Annotated in this window: 19 protein-coding genes; 7 read left to right on the top strand and 12 right to left on the bottom strand. The window is 63.4% G+C overall.

Annotation, left to right across the window (positions count from 1 at the left end):
• Positions 1–105: 105 nt before the first annotated feature.
• The 3 genes from LG367_RS03700 to LG367_RS03690 form a co-directional block, all read right to left on the bottom strand.
• Positions 106–2,451, bottom strand: coding sequence for a reprolysin-like metallopeptidase (locus LG367_RS03700; RefSeq protein ID WP_226467849.1), 2,346 nt, complete (start codon positions 2,449–2,451; stop codon positions 106–108).
• A 135-nt stretch (positions 2,452–2,586) separates the two neighbouring features.
• Positions 2,587–3,222, bottom strand: a complete 636-nt coding sequence (locus LG367_RS03695) for a CoA transferase subunit B (RefSeq protein WP_226467848.1) — start codon at positions 3,220–3,222, stop codon at positions 2,587–2,589.
• Positions 3,222–3,965 carry a CoA transferase subunit A gene (locus LG367_RS03690; RefSeq protein ID WP_226467847.1) on the bottom strand — a complete coding sequence of 248 codons (744 nt, stop codon included), beginning with the start codon at positions 3,963–3,965 and terminating at the stop codon, positions 3,222–3,224. The genes LG367_RS03695 and LG367_RS03690 overlap by 1 nt, the downstream gene beginning before the upstream one ends.
• Before the next feature lie 247 nt (positions 3,966–4,212).
• On the opposite strand from LG367_RS03690, the gene LG367_RS03685 reads away from it, so the two are divergent.
• The 7 genes from LG367_RS03685 to LG367_RS03655 all read left to right on the top strand — a co-directional run bounded on the left by LG367_RS03685 (position 4,213) and on the right by LG367_RS03655 (position 10,736).
• Positions 4,213–4,959 carry an electron transfer flavoprotein subunit beta/FixA family protein gene (locus tag LG367_RS03685; protein WP_226467846.1) on the top strand — a complete coding sequence of 249 codons (747 nt, stop codon included), beginning with the start codon at positions 4,213–4,215 and terminating at the stop codon, positions 4,957–4,959.
• Positions 4,959–5,900 carry an electron transfer flavoprotein subunit alpha/FixB family protein gene (locus tag LG367_RS03680; protein ID WP_226467845.1) on the top strand — a complete coding sequence of 314 codons (942 nt, stop codon included), beginning with the start codon at positions 4,959–4,961 and terminating at the stop codon, positions 5,898–5,900. Before LG367_RS03685 ends, LG367_RS03680 begins: the two co-directional genes overlap by 1 nt.
• Positions 5,901–5,929: 29 nt before the next feature.
• The gene (locus LG367_RS03675) at positions 5,930–7,069 is read left to right on the top strand and encodes a glycosyltransferase (protein WP_226467844.1); all 1,140 of its coding nucleotides are present in this window, start codon (positions 5,930–5,932) and stop codon (positions 7,067–7,069) included.
• Positions 7,070–7,211: 142 nt separating this feature from the next.
• The gene (locus LG367_RS03670) at positions 7,212–7,961 is read left to right on the top strand and encodes a class I SAM-dependent methyltransferase (protein WP_226467843.1); all 750 of its coding nucleotides are present in this window, start codon (positions 7,212–7,214) and stop codon (positions 7,959–7,961) included.
• Positions 7,958–8,914: a lysylphosphatidylglycerol synthase domain-containing protein gene (locus tag LG367_RS03665; RefSeq protein WP_226467842.1), complete on the top strand. Its 957-nt coding sequence runs from the start codon at positions 7,958–7,960 to the stop codon at positions 8,912–8,914. Before LG367_RS03670 ends, LG367_RS03665 begins: the two co-directional genes overlap by 4 nt.
• Positions 8,915–9,172: 258 nt before the next feature.
• The gene (locus LG367_RS03660) at positions 9,173–9,724 is read left to right on the top strand and encodes a hypothetical protein (protein ID WP_226467841.1); all 552 of its coding nucleotides are present in this window, start codon (positions 9,173–9,175) and stop codon (positions 9,722–9,724) included.
• Between the two features lie 61 nt (positions 9,725–9,785).
• A complete protein-coding gene (locus LG367_RS03655; RefSeq protein WP_226467840.1) occupies positions 9,786–10,736 on the top strand; it encodes a glycosyltransferase family 2 protein in 951 nt (316 codons plus the stop codon).
• Between the two features lie 36 nt (positions 10,737–10,772).
• On the opposite strand, the gene LG367_RS03650 is transcribed toward LG367_RS03655, so the two are convergent.
• The 9 genes from LG367_RS03650 to LG367_RS03610 form a co-directional block, all read right to left on the bottom strand.
• Positions 10,773–13,088: a glycosyltransferase family protein gene (locus LG367_RS03650; RefSeq protein ID WP_226467839.1), complete on the bottom strand. Its 2,316-nt coding sequence runs from the start codon at positions 13,086–13,088 to the stop codon at positions 10,773–10,775.
• 230 nt (positions 13,089–13,318) lie between these two features.
• Entirely contained in the window at positions 13,319–15,613 is a 2,295-nt protein-coding gene (locus tag LG367_RS03645) for a glycosyltransferase family 2 protein (protein ID WP_226467838.1), read from the bottom strand.
• Between the two features lie 105 nt (positions 15,614–15,718).
• Positions 15,719–17,980, bottom strand: a complete 2,262-nt coding sequence (locus tag LG367_RS03640) for a glycosyltransferase family 2 protein (protein WP_226467837.1) — start codon at positions 17,978–17,980, stop codon at positions 15,719–15,721.
• Complete coding sequence (locus tag LG367_RS03635; RefSeq protein ID WP_226467836.1) at positions 17,977–20,145, bottom strand: class I SAM-dependent methyltransferase; 2,169 nt, start codon at positions 20,143–20,145, stop codon at positions 17,977–17,979. The genes LG367_RS03640 and LG367_RS03635 overlap by 4 nt, the downstream gene beginning before the upstream one ends.
• Entirely contained in the window at positions 20,135–21,538 is a 1,404-nt protein-coding gene (locus LG367_RS03630) for an ABC transporter ATP-binding protein (protein WP_226467835.1), read from the bottom strand. The genes LG367_RS03635 and LG367_RS03630 overlap by 11 nt, the downstream gene beginning before the upstream one ends.
• On the bottom strand, positions 21,528–22,337 hold the full coding sequence (locus LG367_RS03625) for an ABC transporter permease (protein ID WP_226467834.1): 810 nt from the start codon (positions 22,335–22,337) through the stop codon (positions 21,528–21,530). Before LG367_RS03625 ends, LG367_RS03630 begins: the two co-directional genes overlap by 11 nt.
• Positions 22,337–23,533, bottom strand: a complete 1,197-nt coding sequence (locus LG367_RS03620; RefSeq protein WP_226467833.1) for a cystathionine gamma-synthase — start codon at positions 23,531–23,533, stop codon at positions 22,337–22,339. Before LG367_RS03620 ends, LG367_RS03625 begins: the two co-directional genes overlap by 1 nt.
• 63 nt (positions 23,534–23,596) lie before the next feature.
• Positions 23,597–24,973: a pyridoxal-phosphate dependent enzyme gene (locus LG367_RS03615; RefSeq protein ID WP_226467832.1), complete on the bottom strand. Its 1,377-nt coding sequence runs from the start codon at positions 24,971–24,973 to the stop codon at positions 23,597–23,599.
• 737 nt (positions 24,974–25,710) lie between these two features.
• Positions 25,711–25,929 carry an HP1242/YdcH family protein gene (locus LG367_RS03610; RefSeq protein ID WP_226467831.1) on the bottom strand — a complete coding sequence of 73 codons (219 nt, stop codon included), beginning with the start codon at positions 25,927–25,929 and terminating at the stop codon, positions 25,711–25,713.
• Between the last annotated feature and the right edge of the window lie 271 nt (positions 25,930–26,200).

Raw genomic sequence — 26,200 nt, 5'->3', positions numbered from 1 at the left:
AAAAGAAAGGCGGCAATCGCAGAACTGCGTATCGCCGCCTTTTGCTTTTCAGTGGCAAATTTCCGTGGGCGCGATGCCCACGGAACACCGCGATGGCTCGAACCGTCAGCTCGACGGCTGCGCCACGGGCACCAGGCCGAAATCCCACGACGCATCGGTACCGGTGCTGCCGAGCGCGGTCGCCAGGTGCGTCAGGAAGGTCTGGAAATCACTCACGCCGCTCAGGACGTGGACTTCGGTCTTGCCGGACGAACCAACCTTGGCGATCGCGTACAGATCCAGCGTGCCGTCGCGATTGAAATCGCCGAGTTCGTATTCCCAGTTGTTGGTGCTGCCGCTGCTGGCGGCCAGCGGGAGCGACTTCTGGAGCAGGGTCTGCCTGAAATTGGCCGAACCACTCAGGACCTGCATCTCGACCTTGCCCGACGCGCCATTCTTGTCGATCGCGTACAGATCGAGCACCTTGTCGCCGTTGTAGTCGCCGAGCTCGAAGTGCCAGCGGTAATCCGTTCCGGACGCCGGCAGCGACGTCGCGAGGTGCGTCAGGAAGGTCGTGAAGTTCGTGGCGCCATTCAGGACATGCACTTCCGTCTTGCCCGAGGAGCCCGTCCTGTCGATGGCGTAGAGATCGAGCTTGCCATCGCGGTTGTAGTCGCCCAGCAGGAATTCCCAACGGTTGTCGCGACCGGTCGCCTGCAGCAACGTGGATCGATGCGTGAGGAACGTACTGAAATTCTTCGATCCATCCAGGATATGCACTTCCGTTTTTCCGGAAGCGCCGACCTTGTTGATGGCGAACAGATCGTATTTGCTGTCGCCGTTGTAGTCGGCGAAGCGGAACACCCACTGCCCGTCGGTGCCGGACTTGGCCAGCGCCGTCGACAGATGCAGCGAGAACGTCTTGAAGTTGCTGGCCGCCGTCAGCGCATGCACTTCGGTCTTCGTGGTGCCCATCTTCTTGACGGCGTAGAAATCCAGAAGATCGGTGGTGATCGGCACCTTCGTCGCGCGGAACTGCGCCACGATCGGCATCGTCTGGTTCATGCTGCGGACGTTGTCCGACTGATCCGCGACACCGGTGGGCTTGGTCTGGTACTTCACCGCCGGATTCGCGAAGTAGTCGATCACGCCCTGCACGCTGCCGGCGTCGGCCAGCGGATAGGCCATGACCGTGTGGAATCCGTTCGCGGTCGCTTCGCGATAGCCGAACGAATAATCGTGCACGCCGTAGATCAGGCGGCCGTCGGAAGCCTTGCTGTTGTCCTTGTCGTGCGCCTGGCCGAGGTTGTGCCCGGTTTCGTGCGCCAGCGACTCGTCGATGCAGTAGAAGCTCTGCCCGCCGTTCAGATCGTCGCCATAGCTGACGACGGAATAGGCGAACGGCGCGTCCGCGGTGGAGATGCCCGGCGCGGGATCGCCCGAAACGTGGGCGCCGATCATCCAGGCGATGCCGCAGCCGTTGTTGTCCGGCGCTTCGAAGCGGCGCACGAAGGAGACGAGGTCGCCACCGAATTCCTCGCGCGCATCGCGCAGCGGCTTGAACGCCGGATCCACCTCGATCGGGCCGCTGGCGTTGTAGCCGGACAACTTCTCCAGCGTCGCGCCGTTGTCGCTGTTGTCCGGGTAATTCACCAGCAGGTACTTCACCGGCCGCAGGCGCATGGTGACGCCGCTGTTGCTGTAGGCCGTGTTCGTGAGCGCGACGATGCTGTTGAGCAGCGTGCCCACACCGCTCGATCCGTACTTGTCGACGAGGCCCTGGCTGTATCCGATCACGATGTCGATGTTGCCCGTCGGGCCGGCCTGCGCTTCCGCCTGCGCCGTCAGCTTGGACGTGCCGCTGCCCGAGACGAGACCGCTCGCGATCATCGCGGCCGTCGGCGGCACCAGCACTTCCGGACGTCCGTTGGTCGGTACCTTCGAGAGCTTGACGCTGTCGGTGGACACCACCCAGGCATGGCCGTTCAACGTCGACAGGCGCAGCGCCTGGCCGTTGCTCTGCGGGATCGTGCCGAACACGGCCTGATCGCCGAAGGTGATCACAGCGCTGCGGCCGTTCTCGTCGCGTCCGATCCACGACCAGTTGCCGTCGGGATATTCTTCGTAGTGGTCGTACTTCAACCGCACCAGCTCGCCGTTCGGCGCATTGACCACCATCTCGCCCGAGGCCATCGCGTTGAGCGCATGCGCTTCGCTGATTGAAACCGGGTAATCGGTGAACGCGCCGCGGCGCTTCACGTTCAGCATGTTGTCGTAGGACAGCAATTCACCGCGATCGGGCAGCGAAGCGAAACTCTTCGCCGAGGCGCGGATCGTCGCGAGTGCCGGCAACTGCGCACCCGGCGCGCGCGCGGCGGAGACTGTGGCCTGACCGTTCGTTTGCGATTCGGAAGAGCATCCGGCCAGCAGGCCGAGTCCGAGCACGATCGCTCCGGCAAGATGGTTGCGCATATCTGTTCGTTTCCTGTCTCTAAAAGCCCGATGGCGCCCGACAGCATACGTGGAAAGCGGCGCCAAGGCCGCATCAAGCCGGCGGCGAAAATGAATATGTTCCAAACCGCCTAGCGGTTCAGCGCGATCGACCGTTCAGGCGGCTGCGGCAAACGTGACGCCAGTCTTGTCGCGCAGTTCCTCGACCGTGACGCCTGGCGCCATTTCCAACAGCGCGAGCCCGTCCTTGGTGACGTCGAACACGGCCAGCTCCGTGATGATCCGGTCCACCACGCCGACACCGGTCAGTGGCAGCGTGCACTCGGAAAGGATCTTGTGCTCACCGTTCTTGGCGGTATGTTCCATCAGTACAACAACGCGCTTGACGCCCGCCACAAGATCCATCGCGCCGCCCATGCCCTTGACCATCTTGCCGGGCACCATCCAGTTGGCAAGATCGCCCTTGTCGGTGACCTGCATGGCGCCGAGGATCGCAAGATCGATGTGCCCGCCGCGGATCATCGCGAAGGAATCGTGGCTGCCGAAATAGCTGGCACCCAGACGCGCGGTCACGGTCTGCTTGCCGGCGTTGATGAGGTCGGCGTCGACTTCGTCCTCGGTCGGGAACGGGCCGATGCCGAGCAGGCCGTTCTCCGACTGCAGCCAGACGTCGACACCGTCGGGAATGTGGTTCGCCACCAGCGTCGGCAGGCCGATGCCGAGGTTCACGTAGGCGCCGTCGGTGAGTTCGCGGGCGGCGCGCTGGGCCATTTCGTCGCGGGTCCAGGCCATTACTTCGCTCCTCGCACGGTGCGCTGTTCGATACGTTTCTCGGGGGTCGGGTTGTGCACGATGCGATCGACGTAGATGCCGGGCAGATGCACGTGGTCGGGATCGATCGCGCCGATCTCCACGACCTCCTCCACCTCCGCGATGCAGACCTTGCCGGCCATCGCGCAGGCGGGATTGAAATTGCGCGCGGTCTTGCGGAACACCAGGTTGCCGGCCTTGTCCGCCTTCCACGCCTTCACCAGCGAGACGTCGGCGATCAGTGCCGTTTCCAGCACGTAATGCTTGCCGCCGAACTCGCGCGTCTCCTTGCCCTCGGCCACCACCGTGCCGTAGCCGGTGGCGGTGAAGAACGCCGGGATGCCCGCGCCGCCGGCGCGCAGGCGCTCGGCCAGGGTGCCTTGCGGGTTGAACTCGAGCTCGAGCTCGCCGGACAGGTACTGGCGCTCGAATTCCTTGTTCTCGCCGACGTAGGAGGAAATCATCTTCTTGATCTGCCGCGTCTCCAGCAGCAGGCCGAGGCCGAAGCCGTCGACGCCGGCGTTGTTGGAGATCACCGTCAGCCCCTTCACCCCACTGTCGCGCAGCGCGGCGATCAACGCCTCCGGGATGCCGCACAGGCCGAATCCCCCCACCGCGAGGGTCTGGTTGTCCGCCACGAGGCCGTCGAGCGCCTGGCGGGCGTCGGCGACAACCTTGTTCTTCGCGCCGCTGGCGCCACGCGCCGCGACATTGGCTTCGGCCATCTCGATGAGCTCCGATCGGGGGGGAGGGCGGCATTCTAGCGTCGCCTCATGTCGGCGAAGCATCGGCCATTGGTTCAGGGTGTTCCGGCAGGAGGACGGCCTCGATCCATACGCCAATCAGCCTGGACGTCCGGTGCCCTCTTCAGGTCGCACCCACGGCCCTCGCCCGGTAAACTGGACAGGCTTATCACCCCGGACCTGCCATCGCGGTCCGGCGTCTCCCCCCACAGCTAGGATTCCCTGAACGATGAAGATCCTCGTCGCCTACAAGCGCGTGGTGGACTACAACGTCCGCATCCAGGTCAAGCCGGATGGTTCCGGTGTGGTCACCGACGGCGTCAAGCTCTCGGCCAATCCTTTCGACGAAATCGCCCTGGAAGAAGCCCTGCGCTTGCGCGACAAGGGCATCGCCACCGAGGTCGTGGTCGCCACCATCGCCCCCGCCGATGCCCAGGCGCACCTGCGCAACGGCCTGGCCATGGGCGCCAACCGCGCCATCCACGTGGTCGCGGACCAGCCGATCCAGCCGCTGACCGCCGCCCGCACCTTCCTGAAGCTGATCGAGAAGGAACAGCCGGACCTGGTCATCCTCGGCAAGCAGGCCATCGACGACGACGCCAGCCAGACCGGCCAGATGCTCGCCACGCTCTGGGGTCGTCCGCAGGCCACCTTCGCGTCCAAACTCGAGGTCGCGGCCGGCAAGGCCACGGTCATCCGCGAAGTCGATGCCGGCCTGGAAACGCTCGAAGTCGACCTGCCGGCCGTGGTCACCACCGATCTGCGCCTGAACGAGCCGCGCTTCATCAAGCTGCCGGACATCATGAAGGCCAAGAGCAAGCCGCTGGAAACGATCGCCTTCGCCGACCTCGGCGTCGACGCCGGCGACACGCTCAAGACCACCCACTTCGCCCCGCCGCCGAAGCGCAGCAAGGGCGTCATGGTCAAGGATGCGGCCGAACTGGTCGCCGCACTCAAGCAGAAGGGGTTGCTGTAATGAGCAAGGTACTCATCGTTGCCGAACACCTCGACGGCAAGCTCAACGCCGCCACCGCCAAGTGCGTGTCCGCGGCGCAGGCGCTGAATCCGGATGCCATCGATGTCGTCGTGCTGGCCGCCGACCCGGCCGCCGTCGCCGCCGAAGCCGCGCAGATCGCTGGTGTCGCCAAGGTGCTGACGATCGCCAACGCCGCCAACGCCAACGCGATCGCGCAGGTGCTGGCGCCGCAGATCGCGGCGCTCGCCAAGACCGGCTACAGCCATGTCTTCGGCCCCAGCACCACCTTCGGCAAGGACCTGATGCCTTGCGTCGCCGCCCTGCTCGGCGTGGCCCAGGTCTCCGACGTCATGGCCGTGGAAGGCAGCCACACTTTCAAGCGCCCGATCTACGCCGGCAACGCCATCATCACCGTCGAAGCCCCGGCCGATCACACCGTGGTCGCGACCGTGCGCACCGCCTCCTGGCCCGAAGCGGCGAAGGGTGGCAGCGCGGCGGTCGAAGCCGCCTCGGTCGAAGCCACGCTGCCGACCCACACCCGCTACGTCGGCATCAAAGCCGGCAAATCGGATCGCCCGGACCTGCAGAGCGCCAAGCGCGTGGTCTCCGGCGGCCGCGGCGTCGGTTCGGCGGAGAACTTCAAGATCATCTACGACTTCGCCGACAAGCTCGGTGCCGCCGTCGGCGCCTCGCGCGCCGCGGTCGATGCCGGCTACGTGCCGAACGAACTGCAGGTCGGCCAGACCGGCAAGATCATCGCCCCGGAACTCTATGTGGCCATCGGCATCAGCGGCGCGATCCAGCACCTGACCGGCATCAAGGACGCCGGCACTATCGTCGCGATCAACAAGGACGGCGAGGCGCCGATCTTCGAGATCGCGGATATCGGCCTGGTGGGTGATCTGTTCAAGCTGTTGCCAGAGCTCGAAGCCGCGCTTTGACCGCAGCGAATGAGTCACGGGCATCGGCCATGCGCGTCGTCCTGTGGGGGACGTGCGACCTGAGCAAGCCGCGCGTGCGCATCCTGCGAGACGGGTTGCGCGCGAACGGCGTCGAGGTCATCGAGTGTCATACCGACATCTGGAGCGGAATCCGCGACAAGAGTCAGGTCCGTGGCGCATTCCGCTGGATTCGACTGCTCGGGCACATCCTGATTTCCTATCCACGGCTGGCCTGGCGTTATCTGCGGCTGCCGTCCCACGATTGGGTCCTACTCGGATACCCGGCCGTGGTCGACATCTTCGCGATCCGGCTGTTTGCCTGGCTGCGTGGCACACGGGTCGCGATGGACTGGTTCCTGTCCGCCTACGACACCGTGGTGCTGGATCGGCGCATGGTCGGCCGCCGGCACCCGTTGGCGTGGATGCTGCGCGCGATCGAATGGCTCGCGGTGCGTCTGGCGGACCGGGTTTTCATGGATACGAAAACCCATGCCACGCGCATGGAACAGGTGTTCGGCCTTCGCCAAGGCGCGTGCGGTGCGGTCTGGGTCGGCGTTGAAGGCGAGATCTTCCGCGCGGATCGAGACAAGGACGACCAACCAAAACGCACCGATGTACTGCAAGTTCTTTTCTACGGCCAGTTCATTCCGCTGCATGGAATTCCCACCATCGTGGAGGCCGCATTGCTATTGCGCGATCATCCGGTCGATTGGCTGCTGATCGGCACCGGCCAGGAAGCCACCAAGGTGCGCGGCATGCTCGATCGGCATCCTGTCCCGCGCTTGCGCTGGATCGAATGGGCCGAATATCCGGTGTTGCTCGAACACATCACCGCGGCCGATGTGTGCCTTGGCATTTTCGGCACCTCCGACAAAGCCGCCAGCGTGATTCCCAACAAGGTGTTCCAGACGCTGGCCATGCGCAAACCGCTCATCACGCGCGACTCCGCTGCCATCCGGGAACTCGTCTCGACACCCTCGTCCATGATTCAACTCGTGACCGCGGGCGACGCGCGCGCGCTGGCCGATGCGATCTTGCGTTTTGCCGATTATCAGCGTGTCCATGCGATGGAAACGCGCGCAGAAAACGATTTCCCAAGTAATTTTGATGAAACGGCGGTGGGCAAGCAGTTGCTCGCGATTCTGCAACCGACCGCCAGCACCACCTAAAATGCAGGACCGGACATTGCTCGAAATCATCGAGCCGTGTCCGGAATTTTCAGAGCCGCAGCATTAGCATCACTCAAAGAGTCTGGAGCCCGACATGAAAAACTACGGAATAATCGGCCCAGCCGCACCGGAAGCCGGATGGGTGCCCGCCCCCCGGTACCTGCTGCGGCGCGCACGGGTTCTGAAGCACATTCGCAAGCTCCAGCCCAGCGAGGTATTGGAAATCGGATGCGGCGCGGGCGCCTTGCTGCACGAACTCGATGCGCTCGGATTCCGGTGCACCGCGCTGGAAATGTCTCCCGAGGCACGCGATCTCGCCAACAGTCTCGCGCGCGGCGCGGGCCGCGATATCCGGTTCCTGGAATCTCCGGAAACCAATTGGGAGAAACGCTTTCCGGTGTTGATGGCCTTCGAGGTGCTCGAGCACATCGAACACGATCTGGAAGCCCTGCAGACATGGCGTCAGTGGATGACCACCGGCGGCACCTTGCTGCTTTCCGTCCCCGCGCACATGGCGAAATGGAATCCTTCCGACGTCTGGGCGGGACATTTCCGCAGATACGAACGCGCGCCGATGATCGAACTGTTGCGGAAAGCCGGGTTCGAGGCCCAGACCGTGGAATGCTATGGCTTCCCGCTTGCGAACGTCGCCGAAAAAGTCCGGGCTGCTCAATATGCGCCCGAAGTGAATCCTGATGTCGACGACACGCCTGAAGGCAAGCACGCCAACTCCAGCCGAAGCGGAATCGATCGTCGACACATGATGAAATGGTTCCCCTTGTTCAAGAGTCCTCTCGGCAAGCTGGCCATCACCAGCGCCGAATGGGCGCAAAGGCCGTTCCTGTCGGCCGATATCGGCAACGGATATCTGGTGGTCGCGAAAGCCACATGAAGAAAGCCGTACGGCTGCTCGGTCTGCTGGTCGCCGTCGCCGCCGGTTACTACTTCTTCCGGCAGGCGGCCGCGGCATGGAGCAGCGTCGATCTGAGCGGATTGCTCTCATGGAAATCCATGGCGCTGGTCTTGGGCGCGCTGCTGTTGTATCTGGCGCAGATTCCATTCGCCACCATGATCTGGCGCTGGATTCTGCAGGACATGAGCGTCCGCCTGCCCATGCCCACGGCCTACGCGATCATCGCCACCACGCAATTCGCGAAATATCTGCCAGGCAATGTCGCCCAGCACATCGGCAGGGTCGCGGTCGCGCGCAATTTCGGAGGCGACGTTCCGAAGCTGGCGCTTTCGCTGATCTACGAGAACGTGATCGCCCTCCTCGTCGGCGTCCACATCACTGTCGTCTTCCTGGCTCTGCGATCCGCGCCCTCCCTGGAACGTTGGCTGCCGATGGGATCGAAGGCACTGCTACTGGGCATCGCGACGATCGGCGCCCTGTTGGCATTCGTGCTGCTGCCTCGTGTCGTCTCCTATCTGCAGCACAAGAGAGGGCTCGATACCGGCAGCACCGCCGGATTCCATCTCTCTCCCAAGAAACTGCTCTATGCCTATGGCGTGTTTCTCGTCAGCTTCCTGTCGCTCGGCTTGAGCTTCACGCTGCTGACCCATGCCGTTTCCCCGCAAAGTGGTTTTCCCTTCCCCGCGCTTTGTGGCGCATTCGCGGCCGCCTGGGTGATCGGACTGCTCGTTCCCGGAGCGCCCGCGGGACTGGGTGTTCGCGAAGGCGTCCTCGTCGCGCTGCTTGCCGGCGTCACCTCGGGCGCTGGCGGCATCACGGCGATTGCCCTGCTTCGCATCGTCACCACGCTCGGCGATTTCATCCATTTCGTGCTCGGAACATGGATGCTGCGCGCACTGCCGAAACCGATTCCATCAACGAATCAGCCATGAACCTTCGCCGGGCCGGAAATCGATGGAACCGTTCTTACTGCCTGGTTCAGTGGAGTCTTATCACCATCGCATGCCGTTCTTTGGGCACTTAATCCTGCGCATCGCCGCTGCGGCGGGCGATTTCCTCGACCCCGCGTCGGGCAGCACCGCCATGGCATATGGCGGCGGTAAACAAAAGGCATGAAGCCCGGGATGGGGATTCTCTTTCGGGCGGAAATACATGAAGATGGTGCAGTTTTCCCACCCAATTCTCCGACCATGTCCCGCAAATCACTTTACATTCTGACCGCCGCCTCGATTATCGGCATCAGCGCCTGCAGCAAAGAGCAGCCTGAAAATGCAGCCCCCGAGGCAGAAACACCGCCCGCCTCCGCGCCGGCGGCACCTGCGGAATTGCCTGCATCGATCGGGACAAGCTTCGCCGCCCTGACCGATGTCGATACCGCTTCGCTGCAAAAGGTGAAGACCTGCTTCCTCGACACCATCAATCGCCAGGGCGCGACGGCAACGGCTCCGGTGAATTCGCCGGCCACTTTCTCGGGCTGGATCATCGATGAAAATGGCCACGGCCCTTCGTCGCTGGCCGTGGTGCTTTCGGGAACGAAGGTGTATGCCGTCAAGGGCTCTCCGTCGGTGCCGCGCCCGGACGTCGCCAAGGCGCTCGGCAAGGCCGACGTCGGCAACGCCGGTTTCAATGTGAGTGTGCGTCTGGATGGAATCGATCCAGGCACGTATACGGTCTCGCTTCTGCAGCCGGGCCGCCGCGGCCTCGTTGCCTGCGACACGCAAGGCAGCTTGACCGTTCAATGAGGTAAGACGCGCGCGGCCTGAATCACAGGCCGCGCATCGCGTTGGTTTCAGGAAATCCGATATGAAGCTCATCATCCAGATTCCCTGCCTTAACGAGGTGGAGACCCTGGCAATCGCGATCAACGCCCTGCCCCGCACCGTCGAGGGTTTTGACACCGTCGAATGGCTGGTGATCGACGACGGCTCGACCGACGGCACCGCCGAGCTCGCTCGGAAATTGGGTGTGCATCATGTCGTTCGCCACCAGATCAACCGGGGGCTGGCGGTTGCGTTCATGACCGGGCTTGATGCCTGTCTGCAACTCGGTGCCGATGTGATCGTCAACACCGATGCCGACAATCAGTACAACGCGGACGACATCCCGCTGCTGACCGCGCCGATCGTCAGCCGGCAGGCCGACATGGTGATCGGCGCAAGGCCCATCGACGAGACCGAGCACTTTTCCTGGATCAAGAAGCGATTGCAGCGCCTGGGAAGCTGGGCGGTGCGCGTGGCGAGCAAGACGAAGGTGGAAGATGCGCCCAGTGGTTTCCGCGCGATTTCCCGCGAGACGGCCATGCGTCTCAATGTCTTCAACTCTTATACCTACACGCTCGAAACGATCATCCAGGCCGGATTGAGCGATCTCTCTGTCGTCTCGATTCCGATCCGCACCAATCCCGACCTGCGTCCCTCGCGTCTGGTGAAGAGCATCCGCAGTTACGTGCGCAGATCGCTTGGGACGATCGTGCGTGTCTTCATCATTTACCGCCCGCTGATGCTTTTCGTCTGGGTGGGAGCGCTCAGCCTGCTCGCCGGCCTGCTTTCCGGCGGACGCTTCGTCTATTTCTATCTGGTCGGCCAAGGCGAAGGCCACATCCAGTCCGTGATCTTCAGCGCGCTATGCGTGATCGTGGGCGTGCTGTTCCTGATGATGGGATTGATCGCGGACCTGATCGCCGTGAACCGTAAACTGTCCGAACGCATCCTGCTCCGTATCCGGCGCATCGAACAGCAGCAAAGGAAAAGCTGACAGCGCTCATCGCCCGATGTGGCGATGAGCACGAGATCAGCGATTGCGCGCCCGTCGGCGCCAGGTCAAGACGCCTGCCACGGCAAGCCCCAGCAGCGTCGCCAGCATCACCCACACGCCATAAACCAACGATGGCGGCTCGTAGCTGAAACGCACGCGCACGGGCCCTTGCACCGGAACCGCCGGCAGAACTCCGAGATATTTGCCCGGCTTCACTTTCTGCTCGCCGACGTGGACGGTCCATCCGCGTGCGAACGTCATGGGCACGATCAGGTAGCCGGGTTCCTGGCCGCGATAAGAAAGTTCGAACTCCGCGTCGGAATAATTTTCGAGCGCGACATCCCGCGAGCTCGAAGCATTCGGATACGTGCGTAAATCGGACAAGAAATAAGCGCCGCCCGGCACGTCACGATTTTCGAACAGGAAAATGCCATGTTCGGAGGCAATCTCTGCGAAATTCGCATCCTCGTCGCTGGCGATCAGCTTGAAGTCGATACAGCCCTGAGCCGGAGCGGAATTGACGAGCAATGCACAATTCTCACCCACTCCCGGCAACGACCAGGCTGTGACCCGGTCCGCCTGTGGAGCATCGAGATATTCGATAGCGATCTCGTAACCGCCTGCCGGCAAATCCAACGGTTCGGAAAACACAAAGCGTGCCATCGCGTTGTCCGCAAGCTGCGCCGCCGGCTTGATCGATTTCGCGATCGGCGCGGTGTCACTATTGCGCCGGATGCTCAGCTGCAAATTTCCCGCCAAATCATTGCGCCGATAGGTCGCCATGCGCACACCGACGGCGTCGAGCGATATTCCCTTGGCGAGAGTAATCGACTGCTGCCAGCGACTGAGCGGTAGCGGCGGCAACGCAACCGAGGGACCGGTGGGCTTCCCCCCCTTCAGCTGCGGCGTGATGCCAGATCCATAGAGCCCGCCATCGCCGATGACATAGCGGACACCCAGCGCCGACAACTCTGGGATGTCGAGATTGATGCTTGCCGACTTGGCCGTGGTCGCGGTGGGGGTCGCCCACGGATTGTCGATCACTCTGGCCAAGGTCGTCTTCAGCGCCTCGGTCTTGAACGCATGTCCGAACCATTCGGGGACGCCGTAAGCACCGAGGGTTCCCGAAATCATGAAATTGTTGTCGGCGATAACGCTCTGGAAAGGCTTGATGTCGCGCTGGATGATGGAGATCAGCTTGTCCTTCGGATAGAAGAAGCGTGTGCTCGTTTCGCCGTTGAACAGACGGAAGAACGAACCGAGATCCACCAACTGCACCACCACCAGCACCACCAACACGGCCCGCGCCAACAGCTTCGACCCAGCGTTGCGATAGATCAGGTCGAGCAGCCAGGCCGCCGTGATCGCGAAGCCGAAGTCGAGCAGGACGATCCCTCTCGTCCAGAGGCTGTTCCCCAGCCCCGGAACCCATGACAGGTACTTCGCGGGAATCAACTCGAACACGAGGATGAAGCCACTCGCGAGCAACAGGAACGCGAACGCGCCGATCACGCCGATACGACCACGCTTCAGGATCGCGGCGATCAACGCGGCACCGGCCAGGATCAGTGGCAGGACACCGACATACATCGATGTCTCCACCATCGGCGCGCTCCGCGCCGCCTCTGGCAACAGTAGCCGTGCATGGGAGGCCAGCTTGAAAGCGCTGCCGCCATGTCGTCCGCTGGTATCGAACGACGCCAGCCAGGTGACGAATTCGATCAAGGGAATCGCACACAATCCTGCGGCCACCACGCCCGCGGCCACGGTGCCTGCAAGACGACGCGATACGTTCGGCTGGCGATCAAAGATCCATAACATACCCACATACATCGCGCATGCCCCCGCTGCCAGCACGGTGACGAATGGGAATCCACCCACCAGGATCAGGGAAATGGTGACGGCCAGTGCGCAGAAGCGACCATAGCCGGGTCGCTCCCACCAACGATCCAGCGCCCACAGCACCCAGCAAATCCAGATCGATGTCAGCACGTGCGGCCAATACAGCCACGCGGCATGGAAACTGCACAGCATGACCGTGATGCCGCCGAAGAACGCCGGCAGCCAAGCCATTCGCCGCCGCAGCCACAAATGCGCGCCGAGACCCGCCATGGTCAGATTGAAGACCACCGCGAGCAGGAAACCGATCGCCGGTGTCGGCGCGGCGGCGAATATCGCGAAGGCGGGCGTCAATTCTCCGTTGACCAGATTCTGGAAGGCGGGTTCGCCGCCGGCCGGCAGCGGATTCCAGGTGTCGGGATGTCCTTCACGGCGAATCTGGGCGCGCTGCTCGAGCCAGCGCGGAAGCACTGCATCCAGCACATCGGAGCGCTGAGGATGCCGCACCTGCACGGGCTCGCCTTCGACGGTCCAACCCGGCTGCGACACCAGCAGATCGAACGGCCCCACGGTTTCGCCACGGAACGGATTGGCGCCCAGGACGACAAGCGCGATCGCGGCATACGCGAGGATGTTCCAGAGCAACTCCCAGCGACGGGCGACCTTCGGCTCATTCACGCTCATATGCCCACTCTCCTCCAATGGGGTATCGCCGGCAGACCAGCGACAAGACAGGCGTCACCTCACGCGGACGAAGCTTTGCGCTCTCGCGGCGGAAACGACAGCTCGAAGAGCTCATCATCGATGCTGAAGTTCGGACTATAAGACGGATCATCCCGCAGCGTTTCGCCCCAGCGGGATCGCATGTAGATCATCTCAGCGTTGAAGCGCTCCGCCTTCTCACGCGTGTCTTCGTATCCACGAGATGCCGATTCGTGGTGATAGAGCTCCGCGAACGGCGTCCAGATGTTGCGCAAGCCAAGCCGGCCGATCCGCAGGCAAAGATCCACATCATTGAACGCGACCTGCAATGCAGGATCGAACCCTTCGACACGTTCGAACGTATCGCGCCGCACGACCAGGCACGCCGCGGTGACGGCACTCATCGACTGGGTCAGCCGCGCCCGGCTCATATGACCAGGATAGCCACGCGCCTGCCCGCTGTATGCGTGCGCCGCGACGCCGTGCGCCCCCAGGATCACGCCCGCGTGCTGGATGGTGTTGTTCGGATAGTAAAGAATCGCGCCGACGGCACCGACATCCGGCCGCAGCGCATGTCCGACCATCTCCTCCAGCCAGCCCGGCGTGATGACCGTGATGTCGTTGTTGAGGAGGCAGATGACGCTTCCCTTTGCTTCGGAGACGGCGTAATTGTTGATCTCCGAATAATTGAAGGGCTTGTCGTAAGGCAGAACACGAACGCGCGGGTTGGATTCCAGTTCCCGGAAATAAGCCAGCGTCTCCGCTTCTTCCGATTGGTTATCGACGACGATGATCTCGTAATCGGGATAGGTCGTGAGCGACGACACCGACTCGATACAGGCGCGAAGCAAACCCACCTTGTCCCGCGTCGGAATGATGATGCTCACCTTGGGCGCTGGCGACGGCAGCGGATACACCATCCGGTAATTGCCTCTCTGTCCCGGAATGTCCTGCACGCGCGCCTTGGAGCCGATGCGTTCCAGATGCGCCGCGATCGCGCGCATTCCGGCGTCGTGCGCGTAGTCCTTTTCCTGCGGGGCGAGCGCGGTCGATCCGACGATGGCGCGCCAGTGGTAAAGCACTTTCGGAATGTGTCCGATCTGTTTCGAGCTCAGCCGTTCGACGCAGCGCAGCGCGAGATCCCAGTCCTGGCTGCCTTCCAACCCTTTCTGGAATCCACCCACCTCTCGCACGAGCGAGGCATCGTAGACCCCGAGATGGCTGATGCAGTTGTGCGACAGGAACAAGTCGTAGTTCCAGTCCGGCTTCATGTAGGGATCGTAGCGGCGCCCGCGCTCGTCGATCTTGTCCTCGTCGCTGTAGATCAGCCGCCAGTCCGGATGCTCGTTGATCGCCTTCGCCACTTCGCTCAAGGCCAAGGGATGCAATTCGTCGTCATGATCCAGCAGCACCAGCCATTCACCGGTGGCGACCTCGATCGCACTGTTCGAAGCAGCCGAGATGTGGCCATTGACCTCTCGATGCACCACCTTGATCCTGCTGTCTCCGGCCGCCAGCTCATCCAGCACGCGACGAACATGCGGCGCCGGAGAAGCATCATTGGCGATGCACAACTCCCAATGCGGATAGACCTGCGCCTTCACGCTCTCGACGCACTTGCGCAGCCATTTCTCCGGCGTGTTGTAGGCCGGCATGATGATCGAGAACAGCGGCTTCTTGACGAGATCGCCGACGGCGGCGCGTTCGGCCTCCAACCTTTCCGGCGTGTTCGCATCGTAGAGCTCGACCCAGGTGTCGTAGGCGACACGGGCGGCCGCCGTCGGGCGCTCGCTATAGATTCTGTAGAGGCGTTCCGCGAATCCTGACGGACCGCCGATCAAGCCTTGCACCAGTAGGGACGACAACCACCGGATCTTGGTGAAAACACCCGCCGGGCGCCGCAAGACGCCCTGCAGCATCTCCTTGGCCGCCCTCGCCTTGCCAACCCGCTGCAACTTCAATTCATCCAGGGTGAACTTGCCCACGGCCACGGACGGATCGAATCGCAGCTGGAGAACATCGTGGGTGAGCCGCACGATGCCTTGGTGTTCCCCACCATCCTGATTAAAGAAGGGCACGAAGACCTTGTGCTTCTCCAGATTTTCCCAATCGCCATAGAAGGGATAGAAATAGGGCCACATCTCCGGCCCCTTCAACCGCTGCATGCGCAAGTCGACGTGATACCAGCCGCCCGGCAACGGGAATTTGTCGCTCAGACAGAGGAATTGCGAATCGTTGCCGATCGCGATCCATGCGCCATCGGCATCATCCCGCTTGACGTGGCGATGCCCGCTCAATTCCATCGTGATGACGCCTGCGTTGCCGTCAATACTCATGCGGTCCATTCACCCCATCTCATCAACAAAATTCATATCAGCACCGCGCCATGCGCCCCGGAACGAATCCGGTGGGAACCTAACGCCTGGCGGGCCCCAAAACCTCTACGCGAACGAATGCCGGATCCATCCGGCAATGGAACTCCTCGGTGGATCGGCCAACGCGAAAGAGTCTCCATGCAACAGCGACAGATTCGGGTTGTACGCCGCGTCGTCCCCTAACCACGCGCTCCACCGTTCGATCATGAAATGGACCTCCGAATGGAATCGTTCCATCTTCTCGGGCGTATCTTCGTAACCGCGGCTGGCGGATTCGTGGTGATACAACTCCGCGAAGGGAGTCCAGATATTGCGGTATCCGTGTTCCAGCAGGCGCAGGCAGAAATCCACGTCGTTGAACGCGACTCGCAGCCGCTCGTCAAGCCCGCCGATTTCGAGAAAGACCGAGCGCCGGACAAGCAAGCATGCCGCCGTCACCGCGGACAAGCTCTGCACCAGATGCGCACGCCCCATCTGCCCGGACGTGCCTCTGGGCGCCCTCGAATAGATATGTCCGGCGACGCCTCCGAGTCCCAACACGATGCCCGCGTGCTGGATGGTGTCGTCCGGGTAATAAAGCATGGCGCCGACGCCGCCCACACCCGGACGCACCGCATGCTGGACCATTTCCTCGAGCCAGTCCGGTGAAATCACCTCGATGTCGTTGTTGACCAGGGCGATGATGTCGCCGTCGACGTTGTTTACCGCATGGTTGTTGATCGCCGAATAATTGAACGGCGCATCGAACGGCATGACCCGCGCACGCGGCTCATCGTCGAGCGAAGCGAAGAAGTCGCGCGTTTCCTGCAGCTCCGACTGGTTGTCGACGATGACGATCTCGAAATTCGGATAGGTCGTCCTGGACAGGATGCTCTCGACGCAGCGGCGCAGCAGATCGAGCTTGTCGCGGGTCGGGATGATGATGCTGACTTTCGGCGCCGGGTCCGGCACCGGATGGCGGACGCGATAGCCGCCTTCGCATGCCTGCACTTGCGCGCCGGCATCGTGCAGATGTTGTTGCAGGACGCGCAGGCCGGCCTCGTCGCCCGCGACATCCTCGTCCGTCTCCTCACGCGAGGAATGACAGAGCACCATCGGGACGTGCAAGATGTTTTCCGAGGCCGCGCGAGCGGTGCAGCGCAACGCCAGATCGTACGCGGCCGCGCGACTGAAATCCGCACGTAGCCCACCGACTTCGCGAAGCAAGGACGCGTCATAGACGACGAACGGAGCGAGATAATCCTGGCCGAGCAGCAGCTCCGGATTCCAGCGCGGCTTGAAATAGGGCGCGGACCTGGCCCCCGCCACCAGATGATCGGAATCGGTGTAGATCACCTGCGCCGCGGGATGACGCGCGATCGTGTCGGCCACCATGAACAGAGCATGGGACGGCAGCAGGCAATCGACATCCAGAAAGACCGTGTACTGACCGCGCATTGCCGCCAGCGCCCGCTGGACGGCGGTGATCACATTCGCGTCCGGACCGATGTCGATGCGCGTGATACGGCAGTCTTTGGCGATGCGCGCGTCCAACGCACGGCTGGGCGCCGTTGCGACTACTTGCAATTCCCAGTCCGGATACAACTGCTCGGTGAAGACGTCGAGCCAATGGCGCAGCTTGTCTTCAGGCGCACCCGCCGCCACCAGGACGACCGACATCAGCGGCCGCGACGGCAGCCGATCCACTGCGTCATGGAGTGCGGCGGCCTCGCCGGAGGACAGCGTGTCGTAACGCTGCGCCCAGCCGTCATAAGACGTGATGCCTGCCATCTGATCGGGATTGCCCACGGGCGACAGCAGCCAGTCACAACAGGCTCTCAGGCCGTCGGCCGCGGCGCGACGATGTGCCTCATGAATGATCGCCGGCGCCGCGCCCGATGGCGCGCGCGCGATGCGTGCGTGCAGCAGGATGAGCATGGCTTCCGCATCGTTCACTCTCTCCAGGCTCGCGCCGCCGAAACGGAAATGGCCCTGCTGATCGGTCGGATCGAAGCGGATCAGGCCGATCGCGGCCGGCAACCAGACATAGGACTCCCACTTCGACCCGCCCGGCACGGGTTCGAAGTTCCGCCGCGTTATCTCCGACCAGCCCTGACCGAAATCGAAGTAGGCGCAAGGCGCCGCGACGTCCGCGCCCTCGAGTTCGGCTGTGATGCGATACAGGCCGGGTTGCAGCGAGGCCGGCGGCACCAGCAAGAACTGCGGGTCCCAGTCGAGCGAACGCCACGTGTCACCGCCGGCATGCTCCAGCCCTGCCAGCGGGCGATGTTCCAGCGGCTGCGGACCAGCAGGCACTGGAGAAATTCCAGGATCGATAGCGATGCTCATTTGCCGTTCCAACTCAGCTTGCGGCGGACGCGGCGCCAGAACGTGTTCTGGATCATGCTCGCCACCTGCTCCAGGCGCTCTTGCAGTTGCGCGATGCTTTCCTTCACCGCCGCGCTATCCGCGGCTTGTTCCGTGCCCTGCGCATCGAAACGCGCATCGAGACGGCCGTGCCATCCGGACACGTCCTGCTGCAGCGACGCCAAAGTCTCGGACAACACCTGGGACTGGTCGTGCAGCGTCTTGAGTGCCGTTTGCGCGGACTCTCGCTGCTGACGCAATTCTCCCCCCTGCCGAGCCAATTCCTCGGCCTGCCGGTGCAGTTCCTGGTTGTGCCGAAACGCCAGGCTGGTCAGCTCGCGGGACTGGCCGGCGATCTGGGCCGACAGGTCGCGTGCATGGGATGCGGCCTCCTCGGCCAGCGCCCTGAACGCATCCTCGCGGCGGATCACGATATCGACATGCGTCGGCGCGGATGAGGTTCTCTGCAATCCGGGCAACCCGGACACATCGACCTCGACGGATGGGCGCCCGCTCTCAGCGCCATAACGCACCTTGTCGGGCGCTTCGATCGGCAGTCGCTGATCGCGCACATCGATCACGCGACGCGCCAGATCATCGACATGCACGTCGCCGACACTCATCGCCTCGATGCGATAACGTCCCGGCAGCGCCGGAATCTCGATGCGCACGAAATCGGCGACGGCATCGCCCGGCACGGCGAAGCGCACCCTGAGCTCCGCGTCGATTTCCTCCACCACGCCACCGACCGAGAAGCCGGCCGCGAACGCCTGTCCTGCGCGGCGGCACCGAAGGCGCGGCTGCGACGCGCCGTCCATCACGATGCCCGCCGTCGCCAGCATGAGATCGCTGCGGTTTTCCATGCCGCGCTTTTCGTTCTCGCGGCGCAACTGCCGCATCAGCGCGCGCAGATCGGTCTGGCTCGTCGCGGCCTGGCGCAGGTCGGCAATCGCCTGCATTTCAGCCCGCGCCATTTTCCACAGGGACGGCTGGGTGAGCACAGCCTCGTAGCGCAAGTTCAGGCGCAGCGTCAGCGCGGCGTCCGCCGGGAAATCGGCGTGGGCGTCGGCGACATCGAACTCGATGTAGGGATCGAGCCCGAAGCAGACCAGCCGTATCCTGGAATCGCGCTCCCACGTCGTCGGCACCACCTCGCCGCTGACCGCGCCAAGCCGCGCGTGCAGGTCATCGATGTCCCAATGCACCGTGCCGGTGGAAAGCCGTACGTTGCCGATGTCGAAAACGCCCGGATAGTCGGCTGGATCGACGCGGATGAAATCCGGACGTTCGCCCGGCGGCAACAAGAAACGCAGTTCGAATTCGTCCCGCTCGACGCTGATGGACTGCTTGAGCAGCCGCTCCTCGGCGTAATTCTGACCCTGCTTGCGATAGTACAAGGACACCGTGACCGGGGTTGAGCCCTCCGCCGCTTTCGGCGCGGCGGTCTCGGTATCGAGAATGGTCGCGGCGATGCCTTCGAAGTAGCGGCGGATCGCTTCGGGCCGCTGCTTGCAGGCGCGCATGAACTTGCGGAAGTCCTCCGGGATCTCCTTGCCCACGGACACGACGCCCAGGCCATTGCTATGGTGGAAATCGAAGACCTCGTACTGCTTGGAAAGCTCCTCGAGGAACTTCCAGACACCGAAATCGCGCTCCTTGACCTGCGTGTCGTGGAACAGCACCACGGCGCGCTCGCTCAGCTTGGCACGCCATGTCTCGAAGTCGTGCTTGACGGCCTCATAGGTATGCAGCCCGTCGATGTGCAGCAGATCGATGCTGCCATGCTCGAACGAGGAGACGGCGTCATCGAAGAAGCTGCGCTTGAGCGTCGAGAAGCGGCCGTACTTCGGGTCGTGGTAGGCGCGCAGCGGTTCGTAGACCTCATCGCCGTAACGACGGGCATGCTCGTCGCCCTGCCATGAATCGACCGCGGTGCATACCGTGTCGAGCCCCAGCGTGTCGACCGCCTGGCAGAACGCCAGATACGAATTGCCCGAATCCGTGCCCAGCTCCACCAGCCGGCGCGGCTTGAGCAGATCGACGGCCAGATAGGCGAAAGGAATGTGCCCCGCCCACGCATACGGATACGAGATGCGCGGACGCAGGAAGACGATCGGATGCTCGTCGCTTTTGAATTCAGCGCTCACTCGGCACCCGCTCCATTTCGACGCGTTCCACCGGCAATCCGATCAGGCCTGCCGGCGATCCGCCCGTACGCGACTTGAACATCATTGCTTCGTGCACCCAATGCTGGATGGTGTGTTTTTCCTGCGTGCCGTCGGCGACGCCGGTGGTGATGAAGTAATCACCCTCCGCGAGCCTCGGCATGTCGAAGATGAATCTCGCACGGAAGGTCTCGCCCTCGGCCACGGAGAAATCTTCGCCCTGATAATCGAGATAGGTGTTCTCTCCGAAGAGTAGTTGACCCAGCCGATCCTTGATGTAGAAGCCGACGATGGGCTTCTCGAGCGGGGTGTCGGCGGTCACCTCGATCTCCAGCGCGACGCGTTCGCCGCCGACGACCCAGGCCAACGCGCGCCCCTCGTCGTCGAGCATGGCGACGTCGCTGATCTTCGCCTTGAGTTCGCCGAATCCCTGTTGTTCGGGACTGAACGGAAAGATCTCGATATCGTTGCGGAGCACCGTGCGATCGATCAGTTCACGCCTGGCGTTGATCGCACGCGTCCTGTTGCGGACCACGGCATCGTCGCCGCCGGTTTTCTTGGCGTTGCCGCCCTGGCGTTCGGTGAGATAGGCCTCGAGGTAGGCCGACATCACGTCCTTCGCCAATCCGCTCGCCTGCATCGTGCCGTGATCGAGCCAGATCGCGCGATCGCACAGGCCGGTGACCGCCATGCCATCGTGGCTGACGAACAGCAGCGTTCCGCGTTCCTTGAACTCGCGCAGGTAGCGCATGCACTTCTGGGTGAAGAAGGCATCGCCCACCGCCAGCGCTTCGTCGATGATGAGGATGTCGGCGTCGACGTGCGTCATCACCGAAAATGCCAGGCGCATCACCATGCCGCTGGAATAGTTGCGCACGGGCTGGTCGATGAAATCGCCGATGTCGGCGAAGGCGAGGATCTCGTCGATGCGGCGATCGACTTCCGACTTGCTCAAGCCGAGGATCGCGGCATTGAGATAGACGTTCTCGCGACCGGTGAATTCGGGATTGAAGCCGCTGCCTAGTTCGAGCAATGCCGCCACACGACCCTTCACCGACACGTCGCCTTCGGTGGACGACAGCGTTCCGGCGATCAGCTGCAGCAGCGTCGACTTGCCCGAGCCATTCCTGCCGATGATGCCGAGCGTCTCGCCGCGGCGGATCTCGAAGCTGATGCCGCGCAAGGCCCAGAATTCGCGATAGAACCGCCGCTGCGCGCCGATCAGCGTTTGCAGCAGGCGATGCGACGGTTTCTCGAACAACTGGTAGCACTTGCCCAGCCCCGAGACGCGGATCACGACCTCTTCGTTGCGGCTGTCCGCGACTGCGATCGGTTCGGATGTGGTCGGCACGGACGTGATTGGTTCAGAGGACATCGGCGAACCCGTTGCGCGTGCGCTGGAACCACCAGTATCCGCCCAGCATCACGATCACCGCGATGACGGTGTAGACGAGCAGCGCACGCCAGTCGGGCGCGTTGCCGAACAAGGCGATCTCGCGGAACTGCTCGATGATCAGGGTCAGTGGATTGAATTGCATGATCTCGCGATAACGCGGCGCCAGCGAGGTGACCGGATAGAACACCGGGCTGAGAAACATGAAGACCGAGGCGATCACGCCGCTGATCTGCAGGACGTCGCGGAAATACACGCCGAGCGAGGCCATGAACCAGCTCACGCCCGCCATCATGATCATGTACGGCAGGAACACGAACGGCATGTAGAGGATGGTGGGATGCACGGTGTGCTGGGTCAGCAGCACGAACAGCACCAGCACCACCGTGCTCAGCATCGTGTGGAAGAACGCGGAGGCCAAGGTCACGCACGGCAGGATCGCCAGCGGGAAGACCACCTTCTTCACGAAATTGGAGCTGCCGACGATCACGCTCGGCGAACGCGAGATCACTTCGACGAACAGGCCGTGCACGATCATGCCGGCGAAGATCATCAGCGAGAATTCGGCGCGCGTGTCGGTGTTCGGCCAGCGCATGCCGAGGAATTCCCGGAACGCCAGCGTGTACACGCCAAGCATCAGCAAGGGCGTCAGGAACGACCACAGCAGACCGAGGAAGGAGCCGCTGTAGCGGCCCATGATTTCGCGCTTGGTCAATTCGTAGAACAGTTCGCGACGCGCGATGGCGCGGCCAACCGGGCCCAGTGCAGCAATGGCTTTCATCAAACTCCCTTGGAGTCCAGAGCCGATGCGAGATCGGCGCGCAGGTCGTCGAGATCTTCGATCCCCACCGACAGGCGCACGAGCGAATCGCGGATGCCGAGCATGGCGCGGCGCTCTGGCGGAATCGAGGCGTGCGTCATCACCGCCGGATGGTTCACCAGGCTTTCGACGCCGCCCAGCGATTCGGCCAGCGTGAACAGCTCGGTGCGTTCGCAGAAGCGCTTCGCGGCCTCGAAGCCGCCCTTGAACACGATCGAGACGATGCCGCCGAAGCCGTCCATCTGGCGCTTGGCGAGCTCATGTTGAGGATGCGACGGCAGGCCCGGGTACAGCACCTGTTCGATGGCCGGATGCGTTTCCAGCCACTGCGCCAGCGCCTGCGCGTTCTCGCAATGCGCGCGCATGCGCAGGTGCAAGGTCTTCAGGCCGCGCAGGGCGAGGAAGCTGTCGAACGGCCCCTGCACCGCGCCGATCGAGTTCTGCAGGAACGCCAGCTGCTCGGCGAGGTCGGCGTTGTCGCCCACCACCACCATGCCGCCGACCATGTCGGAATGGCCGTTGAGGTACTTGGTGGCCGAGTGCATGACGATGTCGGCGCCGTGCTCGAGCGGGCGCTGCAAGGCGGGCGAGGCGAAGGTGTTGTCGACCACCATCAGGATGCCGCGGGTGCGGGCGATGGCGGAGATCGCCTGCAGATCGACGATCTTGAGCATCGGGTTGGTCGGCGTCTCCACCCACACCAGGCGGGTGTTGGGCTGGATCGCCGCCGCGAAGGCGGCCGGATCGGTGAGATCGACGAAGCTGAATTCGAGCCCGGCACTGCGGCGGCGCACGCGCTCGAACAGGCGGTAGCTGCCGCCATAGAGATCGTCCATGGCGACGACGTGGTCGCCGCTGTCGAGCAATTCCAGCAGGGTCGAGGTCGCCGCCATGCCGGAGGCGAAGGCGAAGCCGCGGCTGCCTCCCTCCAGGCCGGCCACGCAGCGCTCGTAGGCGAAGCGGGTCGGGTTATGGGTGCGCGAGTACTCGAAGCCCTGATGGACGCCCGGACTGGTCTGGGCGTAGGTCGAGGTGGCGTAGATCGGCGGCATGACCGCGCCGGTACTGGGGTCCGGGGCCTGTCCGGCGTGGATGGCGCGAGTGCCCAGCCGCCAATGTCCAGGGGCCTTCGTAGCCGCGCCGTGGTCGTTTTTCATGCCTGTCGATCTGCGGAAATCCGGCCGCGGATTCTAACACCGGCCCCCTTTCCGCCCCGTCGTTTACTGAACGCGGCGGCGCAGATAGTTCAGCAAGTCGATGCGGGTGATCAGGCCGAGGAAGCGTCCGCCGTCCATCACGATCGCGACCTGGCCGCGGTCGAAGACCGGCAGCAGGGCCTCGATCGGCGACTTGACGTCCATGAAGTCGAGCTTGCTGACCATGGCCGTCGAGACCGGGTCGCGGAAGCGGGCCTCGTCGCCGTAGACGTGCAGCAGCACGTCGGACTCGTCGAGGATGCCGACGATCCGGTCGCCGTCCATCACCGGCAGCTGCGAGATCTCGTACAGCTTCATGCGCTGGTAGGCGGTGACCAGCAGGTCACCGGGGGCCACCACCACGGTGTCGTGTTGGGTGTAGGGGCGCAGGATCAGGTCGCGCAGGTCGCCGGTGCTCTCACGCTCGAGGAAGCCGTTGTCCAGCATCCAGTAGTCGTTGTAGAGCTTGGACAGGTACTTGTTGCCGGTGTCGCAGACGAACACCAGCACCTTCTTCGGCACGGTCTGCTCGCGGCAGTAGCGCAGCGCGGCCGCCAGCAGGGTGCCGGTGGAGGAGCCACCGAGGACACCTTCCTTCGACAGCAGCTCGCGCGCGGTGAGGAAGCTTTCCTTGTCGCTGATGGCGTAGGCGCGCTTGACCCGGGTGAAGTCGGAGATCGGCGGCAGGAAGTCCTCGCCGATGCCCTCGACCATCCAGCTGGCCGACTTGTCGGACAGGGTGCCGCGGTTGATGTACTCCTCCAGGATCGAGCCGACCGGATCGGCCAGGATCAGCTCGGTCTTGGGGGAATGCTGGGCGAAGCAGCGCGAGAGCCCGGTCATGGTGCCGGAGCTGCCGCAGCCGAAGACGATGGCGTCCAGCCCGCCCACCTCCGCCATCTGCCGCAGGATTTCCGGGCCGGTGCCGAATTCGTGCGCGGCCGGATTGTCGGGATTGCCGAACTGGTTGATGAAGTAGGCGCCGGGCGTCTCGCTGGCGATGCGGGCGGCGAGGTCCTGGTAGTAATCGGGATGTCCCTTGGCGACGTCCGAGCGCGTCAGCACCACTTCCGCGCCCATCGCCTTGAGATTGAAGATCTTCTCGCGGCTCATCTTGTCGGGCACGACCAGGATCAGCTTGTAGCCCTTCTGCTGTGCGACCAGCGCCAGGCCGATGCCGGTATTGCCGGCGGTGCCCTCGACCAGGGTGGCGCCAGGCTGGATGTCGCCGCGCTTCTCCGCCGCCTCGATCATGCTCATGCCGATGCGGTCCTTGATCGAACCGCCGGGATTCTGGTTTTCCAGCTTCAGATAGAGCTCGCACACGCCAGTGTCCAGGCGCTGGGCTTTGACGATCGGCGTGTCGGCGATCAGCTCGAGGACGGAGGAATGGATCGGCATGCGGATAGGGCGCGGAAGGGATGGCCCACGATTATCGCATTCGAAAAGCCGCACCCGAAAAGCGCCGGTCATTCGGCCCGGAAAGGCTTTTGTGGAAAGCCCGCATCAGGATGTGCGGGCTGTCGCGGGGATTCGCTTATTTCTCCCGTCCGCGATCGGCGGGGGCCGACATCGAACCGCGCCGTCAGCGCGGTGAGGTTTCGCTAAGACAAGGGGAATCGCTCCGGAGAGGTTGGACTCCCGTCCGCGATCGGCGGCGGCCGACATCGAACCGCGCCGTCAGCGCGGTGAGGTTTCGCTAAGACAAGGGGAATCGCTCCGGAGAGGTTGGACTCCCGTCCGCGATCGGCGGCGGCCGACATCGAACCGCGCCGTCAGCGCGGTGAGGTTTCGCTAAGACAAGGGGAATCGCTCCGGAGAGGTTGGACTCCCGTCCGCGATCGGCGGCGGCCGACATCGAACCGCGCCGTCAGCGCGGTGAGGTTTCGCTAAGACAAGGGGAATCGCTCCGGAGAGGTTGGACTCCCGTCCGCGATCGGCGGCGGCCGACATCGAACCGCGCCGTCAGCGCGGTGAGGTTTCGCTAAGACAAGGGGAATCGCTCCGGAGAGGTTGGACTCCCGTCCGCGATCGGCGGCGGCCGACGAGGATGGCCGCCGCCGACGCGGCGAGAAGCTCTTCAAACCCCGCATCTCTCGACCGCATCGTCAATGCGGCGAGGGCGAGGGTTCCGGAGATCAGTGATGCAGGGTTTCGAACATGCGCGAGAGACGGTCCTTGGCGGCCAACTTCTCGCGCTTCATTTCCGATAATTTGAGATCGTCGATGGGCAACACGCCGAGTTCGGCGTCGAGGACCTTCTTATCCAATTCCTGGTGATGGTGATAAAGCTGGCGGAACTCGGGGTTGGCCTTGAACAGCGCATCGAGTTCCGACTGTGGTTGCCCTTCGAACATGGGAGCCTCCTTCAACATGGATCGTGGATGTCCCGGACGCGGGGGGCGCCGGGCTGAGGAGCGACGAGCACATATGCGAACGCCCCGGCCGATGGCGCGGGGCGTCGTGGGGGTGGGCGAGCGTTGCGGTGCGCAGATGCTCCGCGAGAGCATCCGCGCGGAAACGAATTCCGGCGGCATGCTTCCGAGAGATGTGAGATAGCGTCATCCGGTCAGGCCCGTCAGCCAGGCGGCCTGAGATCGTCGCGATCGACCGCCTGCGAGTTCGACC

The organism is Luteimonas panaciterrae (assembly GCF_020511115.1).
GTDB classification, from domain to species: domain Bacteria; phylum Pseudomonadota; class Gammaproteobacteria; order Xanthomonadales; family Xanthomonadaceae; genus Luteimonas; species Luteimonas panaciterrae.
This window is presented reverse-complemented; position numbering and strand designations above follow the sequence as displayed.

Bases quoted from the DNA above. Each gene is read 5' to 3' on its own strand.
- LG367_RS03700 (WP_226467849.1), bottom strand. From the start codon at position 2,451: ATGCGCAACCATCTTGCCGGAGCGATCGTGCTCGGACTCGGCCTGCTG.
- LG367_RS03695 (WP_226467848.1), bottom strand. From the start codon at position 3,222: ATGGCCTGGACCCGCGACGAAATGGCCCAGCGCGCCGCCCGCGAACTC.
- LG367_RS03690 (WP_226467847.1), bottom strand. From the start codon at position 3,965: ATGGCCGAAGCCAATGTCGCGGCGCGTGGCGCCAGCGGCGCGAAGAAC.
- LG367_RS03685 (WP_226467846.1), top strand. From the start codon at position 4,213: ATGAAGATCCTCGTCGCCTACAAGCGCGTGGTGGACTACAACGTCCGC.
- LG367_RS03680 (WP_226467845.1), top strand. From the start codon at position 4,959: ATGAGCAAGGTACTCATCGTTGCCGAACACCTCGACGGCAAGCTCAAC.
- LG367_RS03675 (WP_226467844.1), top strand. From the start codon at position 5,930: ATGCGCGTCGTCCTGTGGGGGACGTGCGACCTGAGCAAGCCGCGCGTG.
- LG367_RS03665 (WP_226467842.1), top strand. From the start codon at position 7,958: ATGAAGAAAGCCGTACGGCTGCTCGGTCTGCTGGTCGCCGTCGCCGCC.
- LG367_RS03660 (WP_226467841.1), top strand. From the start codon at position 9,173: ATGTCCCGCAAATCACTTTACATTCTGACCGCCGCCTCGATTATCGGC.
- LG367_RS03655 (WP_226467840.1), top strand. From the start codon at position 9,786: ATGAAGCTCATCATCCAGATTCCCTGCCTTAACGAGGTGGAGACCCTG.
- LG367_RS03645 (WP_226467838.1), bottom strand. From the start codon at position 15,613: ATGAGTATTGACGGCAACGCAGGCGTCATCACGATGGAATTGAGCGGG.
- LG367_RS03640 (WP_226467837.1), bottom strand. From the start codon at position 17,980: ATGAGCATCGCTATCGATCCTGGAATTTCTCCAGTGCCTGCTGGTCCG.
- LG367_RS03630 (WP_226467835.1), bottom strand. From the start codon at position 21,538: ATGTCCTCTGAACCAATCACGTCCGTGCCGACCACATCCGAACCGATC.
- LG367_RS03625 (WP_226467834.1), bottom strand. From the start codon at position 22,337: ATGAAAGCCATTGCTGCACTGGGCCCGGTTGGCCGCGCCATCGCGCGT.
- LG367_RS03620 (WP_226467833.1), bottom strand. From the start codon at position 23,533: ATGAAAAACGACCACGGCGCGGCTACGAAGGCCCCTGGACATTGGCGG.
- LG367_RS03615 (WP_226467832.1), bottom strand. From the start codon at position 24,973: ATGCCGATCCATTCCTCCGTCCTCGAGCTGATCGCCGACACGCCGATC.
- LG367_RS03610 (WP_226467831.1), bottom strand. From the start codon at position 25,929: ATGTTCGAAGGGCAACCACAGTCGGAACTCGATGCGCTGTTCAAGGCC.